This is a genomic window from Corallococcus sp. M7 (assembly GCF_054512695.1).
The window spans coordinates 925,352-936,832 of sequence record NZ_CM137252.1 but is presented as its reverse complement, the minus strand read 5'-3'; the positions used below and the strand labels follow the sequence as shown (position 1 = coordinate 936,832).

General features: G+C 70.7%; 7 protein-coding genes and 1 pseudogene. 6 read left to right on the top strand and 2 right to left on the bottom strand.

The window, feature by feature from the left end; genetic code table 11:
- Nucleotides 1–3: 3 nt before the first annotated feature.
- A pseudogene (locus ACX114_RS03970) lies at nt 4–1,093 on the bottom strand (polyprenyl synthetase family protein).
- A 122-nt stretch (nt 1,094–1,215) separates the two neighbouring features.
- Here ACX114_RS03970 and ACX114_RS03965 point away from each other — a divergent pair.
- The 6 genes from ACX114_RS03965 (at nt 1,216) to ACX114_RS03940 (ending at nt 6,651) form a co-directional block, all read left to right on the top strand.
- On the top strand, nt 1,216–1,779 hold the full coding sequence (locus ACX114_RS03965) for a TlpA family protein disulfide reductase (RefSeq protein WP_459294867.1): 564 nt from the start codon (nt 1,216–1,218) through the stop codon (nt 1,777–1,779).
- The gene (locus tag ACX114_RS03960) at nt 1,776–2,708 is read left to right on the top strand and encodes a TIGR01777 family oxidoreductase (RefSeq protein ID WP_459294865.1); all 933 of its coding nucleotides are present in this window, start codon (nt 1,776–1,778) and stop codon (nt 2,706–2,708) included. The genes ACX114_RS03965 and ACX114_RS03960 overlap by 4 nt, the downstream gene beginning before the upstream one ends.
- The gene (locus tag ACX114_RS03955) at nt 2,701–3,753 is read left to right on the top strand and encodes an alpha/beta hydrolase-fold protein (RefSeq protein ID WP_459294863.1); all 1,053 of its coding nucleotides are present in this window, start codon (nt 2,701–2,703) and stop codon (nt 3,751–3,753) included. The genes ACX114_RS03960 and ACX114_RS03955 overlap by 8 nt, the downstream gene beginning before the upstream one ends.
- A gap of 257 nt (nt 3,754–4,010) precedes the next feature.
- Nucleotides 4,011–4,619 (top strand): hypothetical protein, encoded by a 609-nt coding sequence (locus ACX114_RS03950; RefSeq protein ID WP_459294861.1) that lies wholly within the window; start codon nt 4,011–4,013, stop codon nt 4,617–4,619.
- Between the two features lie 111 nt (nt 4,620–4,730).
- Nucleotides 4,731–5,987 (top strand): metallophosphoesterase, encoded by a 1,257-nt coding sequence (locus ACX114_RS03945; protein WP_459294859.1) that lies wholly within the window; start codon nt 4,731–4,733, stop codon nt 5,985–5,987.
- A 19-nt stretch (nt 5,988–6,006) separates the two neighbouring features.
- Complete coding sequence (locus ACX114_RS03940; protein WP_459294857.1) at nt 6,007–6,651, top strand: TetR/AcrR family transcriptional regulator; 645 nt, start codon at nt 6,007–6,009, stop codon at nt 6,649–6,651.
- 136 nt (nt 6,652–6,787) lie between these two features.
- Here the strand turns inward: ACX114_RS03940 and ACX114_RS03935 are convergent, their stop codons facing one another.
- Nucleotides 6,788–11,392 (bottom strand): amidohydrolase family protein, encoded by a 4,605-nt coding sequence (locus ACX114_RS03935; RefSeq protein ID WP_459294855.1) that lies wholly within the window; start codon nt 11,390–11,392, stop codon nt 6,788–6,790.
- Nucleotides 11,393–11,481: the final 89 nt, after the last annotated feature.

Genomic DNA, 11,481 nt, shown 5'->3' with positions numbered 1-11,481 from the left:
TCCTCAGGAAGCGCGACGCGACAGCCGGGTGATGAGGGCATCCAGCAGGTCCCTCAGGCCATGGGGGTTGGGCAACGACGCCAGGCTCCGCCGCGCGGAACGCGACGCGCGCTCCACCGCGCGCTCACACGCCGCACGGCCGCCGAAGTGTTCCACCAGCTCCCGCGCACGGGCGAGCGCCGCGTCGTCCTTGCACTCCACCGGCAGCGCCCACAGCCGCTCCAGTTCCTCGCGGCCCGAGGGCGTGGCGCGCACGTACGCGGCCACCACCGGGAAGGTGCGCTTGGCCTGCATGAAGTCTCCGTCGGACGCCTTGCCCGCCACGGCCGCGTCGCCGAACAGGCCGATGAGATCATCGCGCAGCTGATACGCGAGCCCCACCGAGCGCCCCACACGCTCCAGCCCCTCCAGGAGCCCCGCGTCCGCGCCGCCCAGCATCGCGCCGCACACCAGCGGGGCGCAGAAGCCGTAGCGCGCCGTCTTGAGGTGCGCCACGCGCAGCGTCTGGAAGAGCGACATCTCCGCCAGCGGCACGCGCGCCAGGTCCAGGTCCAGGTACTGCCCGGCGGCCGTGTGACGGCACACGCCCAGGTAGTAGCGCGCCACGCTGGACGCTCCTGGCAGCCCCGACTCCAGCATCGCCTCCAGGGAGCGCGCGAAGAGGTGGTCTCCCATCACCACCGCCAGGTCCTCGCCCGGACGGCCCGGGGCGAGCATCCGGTGCAGCACCGGTCCGCCCCGCCGCAGCTCCGCCTGATCCGCCACGTCGTCGTGGATGAGCAGGAACGTGTGCAGCAGCTCCAGCCCCGCGGCGAAGCGCCACAGCCCCGGCGGCACCGCGGTGCTCCCATGCGCCAGCCCGTGCCCCGCCAGCACCAGCGCCGGCCTCCAGCCGCTTCGCCGGCCGCAGCGCATAGGCCCGCGCCTGCGCCGCCGCGTGCGTCCAACGTGCGTCCAGGGTCTGCTCGTCTGGCAGCTCGAACAACTGGGCGAGCGCTGCCTCCACCTGTGCCTGCACGAGCTGCAACCAGGCGTGTTCAGGGTGTGCTGCTCCGGCGGAGGTCTGCTGCACGTTGGAAAGCACGGTGGCCATACAGCGGATCTCCGAAGTCGGGAGCACGGCGGCAGCCTTCTCACCTAGAGGTAGCGTTTGCGTCCAGAGATTGTCAAGGCTATGTCTAAGGTTTGCAAAAACCTTGTACACGGAGACTCCCAATGAAGGCGTGGATCGCAGGCGCGTTGACGGTGGCCCTGGCGGCGGGAGGCGCGAGCGGCGCCGCCCCGGATCCGGAGCCCGTGGATGCGACGTTAAGCACCTCCAGTGGAGAGCGGGTCCAACTGGCGCGCTGGCGTGGGAAACCCGTCATCCTCTTCTACGAGGACAAGGACTCCACGACACTCAACGCCCCTCTGAAGGCGGAGCTGTTCACCCGGGGACGCGAGCGCGGACTTCTCCAAAGTGCGTTCGTCGTCGCCGTGGCCAATCTGGAGAAATACGACTTCTTTCCCGCGCGGGAGATCGCCCTGTCGTACGTGCGTGACGAGGAGAAGAAGGCCGGCGTGCCCATCCTGGTGGACCTGAAGGGCACCCTGGGCCAGGAGCCCCTGAAGCTGCCCACCAAGACGTCCACGGTGATGCTGCTGGACGCGGAGGGCACGCCTGTCTACCGCCACTCCGGCCGCATGAAGCCGGAGGAGCAGGCCCGCTTCTTCACGGCCCTGAGCCAGCTGGTGGGCCAGGACCTGACCGCCGAGCGGGAAAAGGAGGTCCACCCTTGAGGGTGACCTGCACGGGCGCCACCGGCTTCCTCGGTCCAGGCCTTGTCCAAGGTTTGTTGGAGGCCGGCCACACGGTGCACGTGCTCAGCCGGAACGTGGAACACGCGCTCGGCCGGCTGCCCCCCGGTGTGACGGGCTCCTACTTCGATGGGAGCACCCCGCTGTCGCCGGACGCGCTGGCGGGGGCGGAGGGCGTGGTGCACCTGGCCGGGGAGCCGGTGGACCAACGTTGGACACATGAGGCGAAGCACCGCATCCACCAGAGCCGCGTGGAGGGCACGCGCGTGCTGGTGGAGGCCATGAAGCAGGCGGGCAGCGTGCGGCACTTCGTCTGCGCGTCGGCGGTGGGCTTCTACGGCGGCGCCCGGGCGGGGCAGACGCTGACGGAGGAGGACGCGCCCGGCGACGACTTCCTCGCCCACGTGTGCCAGGGCTGGGAGGCGGAGGCCCTGCGCGCGGAAGAGGCGGGCATCCGCACGGTGCGCCTGCGCATCGGCGTGGTGCTGCACCCGGCGGGCGGCGTGCTGCACCGGATGCTGCCGGTGTTCCGCATGGGCGCGGGCGCGAAGGTGGGCAACGGCCAGCAGTACGTCAGTTGGGTGCACAGAGACGACCTCTTCCAACTGATGCGCTTCGCGCTGGAGCACCCCACGCTGTCCGGCCCGGTGAACGCCACGTCGCCGGAGCCCGTCACCAACGCGACCTTCGCGCACACGCTGGGCGCGGTGCTGGAGCGGCCCGCGGCGCTGTCGGTGCCGGGCATCGTCCTCAAGGCGCGCTTCGGGGAGATGGCGCGCGTGGCGCTGGAGGGCCAGCGGGTGATGCCCCGGCGCGCGCTGGAGGCGGGCTTCCAGTTCCGCTACCCCGACCTGACCGGAGCGCTGCGAGACCTGCTGTCCCCCCATTCAGTGAGCGCCACGCATGGATGACACCCGGACGCTGGAGGCCCGCGCGCGCAAGGAGGGCACGCCGCTCATCGACGGAGACACCGCCACCTTCGTGTGGAAGGGCCCCCGGCAGGTCTTCCTCCAGGGAGACTTCCAGGACTGGCGAGGCACGCCCCTTCCGCTGGAGCGCGTGGGCAAGGGGCTGTGGGCGCGCTCGCTGGCGCTGCCCGAGGACGCCTACGTCGAATACGCGCTCCTGGACGCGAAGGGCCGCCGCGCGCGCGACGCCTTCAACCCGCGCCGCTCCGACAATGGCTTCGGCGACTTCAACCACTGCTTCTGGATGCCCAAGGGCGAAGCGACACCGCTGGGCAAGCGCATCCGGAACGTGCCCAAGGGCCGCGTGACGCGCCACCAGGTGGCGACGCACGAGTGGGCCGTGGGCGCGAAGCGAGCAGTGGCCCTCTACGCGCCGCCCGTGAAGGGCCCCGTGCCGCTCATGGTGGTGCTGGACGGCGACGACTACCTCCAGCGCGTCCAACTGCCCGTGATGGTGGACAACCTCATCGCCGCGGACCGCATGCGCCCGGTGGCCATGGCCTTCGTGTCCAACGGCGGCCCGGCCCGCACCGCCGAGTACGCGTGCAGCGAGGCCACCGTGGCCTTCCTGCACCAGCGCGTGCTGCCCCTGGCCCGCGAGCACCTGTCGCTGGTGGATGAACAGCGCACGCCGGGCGCGCACGCCGTGCTGGGCTCGTCGCTGGGCGGCCTGATGGCGCTCTACGCGGCCCAGCGCCTGCCGCACGTCTTCGGCCGCGTCCTGTCCCAGTCCGGCGCCTTCGCCATCGAAGGCACAGACATGGTCGTCTTCGACCTGGCCCGGCGCACCGGCCAACCGCCCCTTCACGTCTGGATGGACTGCGGCCGCTTCGAGGGACTCCAGGACGGCAACCAGCGTCTCCTGCCCATCCTCCAGGCGGCCGGGCACCGCGCCACGTACCGGCCCTACAGCGGAGGCCATAATTACCCCGCGTGGCAGACCAGCCTCCCGGCCGGGCTCGAAGAAATCTTCTCGACCCCCGAGTGACGCATCGCGGCGAGACGCCGGATTTCCGTCTTGGATGAAAGCCCCCTGGAATCAAGGGGTTGGCCCGGAAGGAAGGCGGCCAAGGCCGGATGATCCAGGATTGGGAGGGGGCTCTGACGCGGCAGGCGGGCAGCCGTGCGGGGCCTGTGGACTGGGGAGCTACGCAACCCGGGGGAAGGACGGACCGATAACAGATGTAGGTGCGCAACCCGGAGCGAGTCTCGCGAAGGGCCTTCCCCCGCGCTTGGAGTCCCCTCATGTCTCGCGTCGATGGTGGCAATCGCCCGTCCCTCCCCCCGAAGCGCTCGGAGCTCGAGCGGTCCGAGCGGAGCGACGTCACGCGCGACAGCAAGCCGGGGGCCGCCCAGGGCCGGACGCCCGCCAACGCCAACGTGCGCTCCTTCCAGGGCCGCAGCGACTTCGAGCCCGCGCGCCCCGCCCCTGCTTCCTCCCGCCCCACGCCCGCGCAGGCGCCCGCCGTGAAGGCCCCGCCCTCTCCGGCGGACGCGGAGTCCATCGCCCAGGCGGACATGGAGCTGGGGCTCCTGGCGGAGTTCCCGGACGCGGACGCTCAGAGCGGCATCGCCTCCGCCATGCTGCACGCGCACGCGGACGCGCCCGTGTCGCAGAACCGCATCGTGGAGCGGCTGAAGCAGGACGGCCGCCTGGAGACGCTCTTCGGCGAGGTCTTCCGCGAGGACAACCCGTACGTGGAGCAGCCGCACAAGAACGCCATCGTGAAGGCGCTCGACACGGCGCTCTCCCGGGGCACGGTGACCGGCGAAGACCTGCGCGCCTTCTCCCGCGGCACCTACGCCCAGGAGTGGCAGCAGATCGGCGCCGCGCTGGGCACCAGCCGGAAGTAGCCAGGCGCCGGGCAAGGGGGCTCCCAGGCTCGGAAGCGCCCTTGAGGCTTCACGCTTCTTCACGCGCATGCCGGTTGCGCCGTGGCGCGTGGACGTAAAGATGGGCCTCCCATGGTGGAAAGCCCGTTGCGCATCATCCTGTTCGTCCTCCTCGTCAGCGTCGCGTCGGTCTACGTCCACATCTACCTGTACCGGCGCCTCTTCCGTGACACGTCCACGCGCCGCTCCTGGCGCACCGCTGGCAAGGTGCTGCTGACGGCCCTGTGCGTGCCGCTGCTCCTGTCCTGGGTGGTGACGCGCATCATCCCCTCCGCGTTCATCGTCGCCGTGTTCGCGTGGACGTGGATGGGCGTCGCCGTCTACCTGCTGCTCTCCCTGGCGCTCCTGGGCGCGGTGAGATGGCTCGTGGCGCGCACGCGCGGCCACCGGGGCGTCGCCGCGCCGCTCGCCACGCCCGCGCCGGACCCCGCCGCGCCGCCGTCCCTGGCGGACCTGGCCGTCACCGTGCCGGCTCCTCCTCCCGCCGTGCCCCCCGTGGACGAAGCGCGCCGGCTGTTCCTCTCGCGGGCCACCGCGGGCGGCGCGGTGCTCGCGGCGGGCGGCCTCACCGGCTACGGCATGTGGAGCGCCTTCCATCCGCCCGTGGTCAACGAGGTCGCGGTGCGGCTGCCCGGCCTGCCCAAGGCCCTGGATGGCTTCACCATCGTCCACATGAGCGACATCCACGTGGGCCCCATCATCCAGCGGCGCTTCATGGACGAGCTGGTGCGGCGGGCCAACGCGCTCAAGCCGGACCTGGTCGCCATCACCGGCGACCTGGTGGACGGCACCGTGGCCGACCTGCGCCACTCCGTCGCCGCGCTCCAGAACCTCCAGGCGCGCGCGGGCACGCACTTCATCACCGGCAACCACGAGTACTACTGGAACGCCAGCACCTGGGCGGACGCGCTCACCGGACTGGGCGTCACCGTGCTGCGAAACCGTCACGTGACGATTGGAGACGCGGGCGGCGCGTTCGACCTGGTGGGCGTGGACGACTGGTCCATGCGTAACGGCCCCAAGGGTTACAACCTGGACGCCGCCCTCCAGGGACGAAATCCAGACCGCGCCGCGGTGCTGCTCGCGCACCAACCATCCAATTGGGATGTGGCCGCGAAGGCGGGCATGGGCTTGCAACTGTCCGGACACACCCACGGCGGCCAGTTCTTCCCGTTCACCCTCGCCGTCTCAGCAATTTGGAAACACGACGCCGGTCTCTTCCAGGAGGGCGACAAACACCTCTATGTCAGCCGTGGCACCGGCTTCTGGGGCCCGCCCCTGCGCGTCGCCGCTCCGTCTGAAATCGTTAAGGTGACGCTCCTGGCGTGAGGTGTAGATTTACCCGGAAATGAGCAAGGAACCTGCGAAGCGCGAAATCAAACAGGAGCGGGCCGCGCGAACGCGGGTCGAAATCCTGGAGGCCGCCATCACGTTGTTCGCTCGGCGGGGCTACCTGTCGACGACGATGTCGGACCTGGCGAAAGCCATCCGGATGACTCCGGGCGCGCTCTACTGGCACTTCCCCACCAAGGAAGACCTGCTCCTGGCGGCCATCGAGGAATTGCACCAGCGCTACCTGATGGAGTTCGCGCCGCTGCTCGCCGAGCGCCGCATCCTGTCCGGCCGGGAGCAGCTGGTGTTCGTGGTGTCCCGCACGTCCCAGTTCCTGCGCTACCACCGCGAATACGGCATCTTCTTCGGGATGCTGTCCGCCGAGTCCGCCGAGTCCAACGACCGCGTGGCGGAGGCGCTGCGCGAGAAGATCTCCCTCTACGTGGCGGTGCTGGCGGGGATGATCCGCTTCGGCCAGAAGCGCAACGAGTTCCGTCAGGAGGTGGACCCGATGCACATGGCCCACACGATGATGGGCGGCTACCTGGGCATCCTGCTCCACCACAACCTGTACCGCGGCATGGTGAACTACGACCCGCTGATGGCGTCGTTGGATCAGATCCTCTCCGGCGGCCTCCACGTGCGCGGCCCCCTGGGCTGATGCGCTGACCCCACCGGGCCGGGCGGCCCGGAAGAACAGACGCCCGGTCCCCCAGGTGAGGGGACCGGGCGTTCTTCATTTCAGGGAGCGCCCATCCCCGCTCCCCGTGCGAGGGGAGCGGGGCGGGAGGCAGTGACTACGGCGTCTCGATGGGGCTCGACGCGTTCTGCGGATCGCGCGCCACGCGAGGCACGAAGTCCGCCGCGTTGTTGTCCGAGTCCTGGCCGTTGCCCGCGAGCTCATCCTCGCCGCCCGCGCCCATGGTGGCGGCGGTGGACGACGCCCGGGCCTTGCGCTCGATGCTGCCGCCCTTGCCCGCGGGCGCGGGGGCCGCGGCGCCTTCCACGACCGTGCGGCCGGTGCCGAAGCCCACGGTGTCCACCACGCCCGTGAGGGACGTGGGGTCCAGCGTCACCTCCGCCGTGCCCAGGCGGACGTTGCCCGTGGAGCCGGAGATGTCCGTGTTGCCCCACGTGTGGTCCGCGGGGACGGTCGTCGTGGAGTAGCTGGTGGCGGCGACCAGGTAGTAGCCGTGGGCCTTGATGGTCGCGGCGGGCAGCGTGGTCAGCACCGTGAAGTTCGTCGTGGTGCTGGTGGTGCTCGCCGTGCGGTAGAGCAGCTTCCAGCCGGTGATGTTCACGTCGGCGTCCGTCGGGTTGTACAGCTCGATGTAGTCGTCCGCGTTCACGGAGACACCCTGGCCGGCGATCTCACTGATGACGACGTGGCCCTGCACCGCGGCCACCGTCACGGCCGCCTGCTTCGTCACGCCCTGGTAGGACGCGGTGAGCTGGCCGTCACCCGTGGTCTCCGTGGCGGTGAAGACGACCGTGGCGGTCGTCTGGCCTTCCGGCACCGTCACCGTCGAGGCGGACAGCGAGCCCAGCTCCGAGGGCGTGAACGCCACGTCCACGGCCGCGCCGCCCGCGGGGGCCTTGCGGTCCAGCGTGACGGTGAACGTCTGCGTGGTGCCCACCGTCACCGTCGCCGTGCCCGGCGTGACGCTGGCGAGCTTCGCGGGAGGAGGCAGCACGGTCAGCTCCGCCGACCGCGTGATGCCGTTGAGCGAGGCGGACACCGCGCCCGTCCCCTCACCTTCCGCGGCGGCGGTGAACGTCACCGTCGCCGTCATCTCGCCCGCGCCCACCGTCACCGACGTGGCGGACAGCGCGCCGAAGGGCGTGGCCGGCGAGGTCAGCGCCAGCAGCACCTGCACGGCTTCCGTCGGAGCGGACTCCAGCGTCACCGTGAACACCTGGGCCGCGCCCGCGTTCACCGTGGCGGTGGACGGGGTGAGCGAAGAGAGCCGCGGCACGTCCGTGATGACGTTCACCGTGGCGTTCAGCGAGCCCAGCGTCACCGTGCCGGAGCCGGTGCTGGCCTCGTCCACGAGCAGGTCGAAGGTGGCCGTCAGCGCGTCCGCCGTCACGGCCTGCGCCGTGAAGGTGCCGAAGCCCGAGGGGGCCACGGTCACGTCCAGCGTGCTGCCCGCCGGCACCGGCCGGTCGAACGTCACGGTGAAGCGCGCCGTGCCGCCCGGCGCCACGCCCACCGTCGCCGGGGTGAGGCCCGTGGCGTTGGCCGCCTCGGTCGCACCCAGCACGCGCAGCGCGGCCGACTGCGAGGACGTGCCCAGCGTCGCGGTGAGGGTCACCGAGGCCGCCTGTGCCTTCGCCTCCAGCGCCACCGTGGCGCTCGTCTGTCCGGCCGGAATCACCACCTGCCCGCCCGCCGCGGACAGGGCCGTCGCGTCGCTGGAGGTGATGGTCACGGTGACGTCCACCGGGTAGGCATTCGCCATCGTCACGGTGAGCGGCTGCGGAATCGCCTGGGCGCCGCCCACGCGCGCGAAGCCACCGGACGTGAAGCCCGTCAGCGCCGGCAGGGGCGGCAGCGGGATGACCATGTCCGCCGCGCTCCGGGGCAGCAGCTTGTGGTCGCTGAAGGTGAACGTGAGCACGCCGCGCAGCGTGGTGTACTCCGTGCCCAGCACCTGCGGGGCATAGGTGAAGGCCTGGTCGTCCACCATCAGGCCCGAGGACGCCGGGTTGCCGGCCTTGTTCTCGTCCACGATGAACTCGCGGTTGGTGTTCTCCAGGCGGGTGTTGAAGACGTTGTGAACCTCCACCAGCGCGCCCTCCAGGGCCTTCGCCTTCGGGCCGTTGGTGCGGATGTCCTCCGTGCGCACCACCACCGGGGCCGGCAGCGGGTGGGCCGCGCTGTGCTTCGTCACCTTGCCGTCAATCACCTCCAGCAGGCCGAAGTAGTCCTTCAGCGTGCCCTCCACGCGGAGGTTGTCGCCCACCGCGACGTCGGCCTTGGGGCTGTAGATGAAGAGGCCGGAGTTCTCCGCGCCCTTGCCCGCCGGGTAGTTCGCCACCTGCACCCAGTAGCCATTGGCCGCCTTCGCATCCACCGCGGTCACGACCACGTCGTCCACCGCCACCTTGGTGCCCACCAGCGACTGGTTGCCGAAGCGCGGCGTCACCTTCACGTCGTAGACGGAGGTGGCGCACGCGGCGCCAGCGGGGTTGGCCACCGGGCACGGGTCACACGCGTCACCCACGCCGTCGTTGTCGGAGTCCTTCTGGTCCGGGTTGGCCACGAGCGGGCAGTTGTCGGTGGCGCTGGTGATGCCGTCGTAGTCGAAGTCGGACGGGTCCGTGACCGAGCACGCGGCCGCGTCATTCGGGCAGCCGTCGCACATGTCGCCCTTGCCGTCGCCGTCCGTGTCCTTCTGGTCCGCGTTGGCCACGAAGGGGCAGTTGTCCTTCCAGGTGGCCACGCCGTCGTGGTCGTCGTCCTCGCCGCGGAAGGCCTGGCACGCGGTGGTGCCCGCCTCCAGGGGGCACGGGTCGCACGCGTCACCCACGCCGTCGCCGTCCGTGTCCAGTTGCCGCCCGTTGTCCATGGGGCGCACGGGGTTGAAGATGGTGGGGCAGTTGTCGACGGGGTCCTCGATGCCGTCCGCGTCCGCGTCCGCCGCGCTCGCCACGCCCGTGTAGACGGTGGAGCCGTTGACGGCGGCCACCGGGAAGCTGGTGTTCACCGCGCTGCGCGAAGGCTCGCAGGTGGGCTCGTTCTCCGGGGTGCCGCACGCGAACAGCGGGTACAGGCCCTTGGTGTCCGTGGAGCCCTGGAACTCCGCCAGCGTCTTGCCAATCTCCGACTTCACGCACGCGGCCTTCGCGCTGCCGCACACGTCCAGCGCGTCGCAGGCGTCCGTGCCCTTGAGGCCGTCCACCAGCGCCTGGTCGCCGTACAGCGGCTTGCCGCCGCGCATCGTCAGCACCACGTCCGCCGGCTCCGCGGTGATGACCGCGCGGAACGGCGAGGCCGCGTTCGCGCCCACGCGGAAGATGGCCAGGTCCGCCACCTTGCCCGGGGCGATGCGGCCCACGCGCTCATAGAAGTCCACCACGTCCGCGGCGTTGGACGTCACCATGCGCCACAGGTCCTCGTCCGTGAAGGTCTTGGCGTAGCGCGTGGTGTTGAGGTGATCCGCGCAGCGCAGCTCACGCAGGATGTTCATGGAGCCGGAGCGGATCCAGTCCGTGCCCAGGGAGATGGAGGCGCCCATCCGCTTGTAGGTCGTCACCATCGCCGTGTCGCCGTACAGCGAGATGTTGGAGCGCGGGGACCAGACCAGGCCCGTGCCGTGCGCCACCATCTGCGAAATCTCCGCCGCGGTGAGGCCCACGCCGTGGATGACGGCCGAGCGCGGGAACAGCACGTTGCCGGCGCCCTCGGACAGGCAGCGGAACTCGTTCTGCGCCGTGGACGCGATGCCCTCCGCGATGTGCGGCAGGTACGCGGACGTGCGCCCGGTGATGGTCGAGGACGACGGGAACGAGGAGTACGAGCAGGAGTCCGTCAGCGTGGTGCCGCTGCTGTCACCCAGCGGGAAGGTGTCCGAGTCCGCGTACGGCTCCGACAGGCCCTCCTGCTGCGCGGTGGCGGACACGTCCAGGTTGCGCAGCAACCCCGCCTGTCCGCCCGCGCCCGCGATGGAGGTGGTGCCCGCCATCACCTGGCGCAGCTCCTGCCAGCGCACCGCGTCCGCCTTGGAGTTGGACGGGTTGTTCTGCCGGGTGTGCTTGTTGTTGCCCGTGCGCCAGTCGTGGCGGTGCTCGTAGCGCTCCACGCTGGTGCTGGGCTGGGGCGCGCCCGGGTAGGTGATGTGGTCGTGCGGGTTGATGAGGCCCGGGGAGATGACGCCCGTGGGGCACGACACCACCGTGGCCTCCGCGGCGCCGGCCGCCTTGGAGCAGTCACACTCGGAGCAGGTGATGACGCCCTGGGCGTCCACCAGCACCTGGCCGCCCATCAGCGTCTGGCCGTCCTTGAGCACGATGCCCGTGAAGAGCTTGCCCGCCGTGCCCGCCTTCGTCACCTCACAGGTCGCGCCGTTCGCGAGCGGCGCGGGAGGCGTGGCCCAACACTGGACCGTCTGGGTGGTGGTGACGGTACAGTCCGCCTCGCACCCGTCACCCCCGGTGGTGTTGCCGTCGTCACACGCCTCCGTGGGTGCCTTGACGCCGTCGCCACACTTCGCGCCCGGGAGGGTGCAGTTCGCTTCGCACCCGTCGCCACCCTTGGTGTTGCCGTCATCGCACTGCTCGGCGCCTTCCTTCTTTCCGTCACCGCAGACCGCATTGACCTCTGGGTCGGAACTACAGGCACTGCCCAATAGAAGGACCGCGCCCAGGGCGGCCAGCAATAGACGGGGGGAGCTGCGCATGAAGCCTCCTGCCCGAAGGCAGTGCCTGAAGAAGGAACAGGTGCGACGAGGAAAGCCCCCCGCACCTCGCATGCCGCCCGGGGCGGGGG

Excerpts from the sequence above, each read along its gene's own strand:
- ACX114_RS03965 (WP_459294867.1), top strand. The coding sequence starts at position 1,216 with ATGAAGGCGTGGATCGCAGGCGCGTTGACGGTGGCCCTGGCGGCGGGA.
- ACX114_RS03955 (WP_459294863.1), top strand. The coding sequence starts at position 2,701 with ATGGATGACACCCGGACGCTGGAGGCCCGCGCGCGCAAGGAGGGCACG.
- ACX114_RS03950 (WP_459294861.1), top strand. The coding sequence starts at position 4,011 with ATGTCTCGCGTCGATGGTGGCAATCGCCCGTCCCTCCCCCCGAAGCGC.
- ACX114_RS03945 (WP_459294859.1), top strand. The coding sequence starts at position 4,731 with ATGGTGGAAAGCCCGTTGCGCATCATCCTGTTCGTCCTCCTCGTCAGC.
- ACX114_RS03940 (WP_459294857.1), top strand. The coding sequence starts at position 6,007 with ATGAGCAAGGAACCTGCGAAGCGCGAAATCAAACAGGAGCGGGCCGCG.
- ACX114_RS03935 (WP_459294855.1), bottom strand. The coding sequence starts at position 11,392 with ATGCGCAGCTCCCCCCGTCTATTGCTGGCCGCCCTGGGCGCGGTCCTT.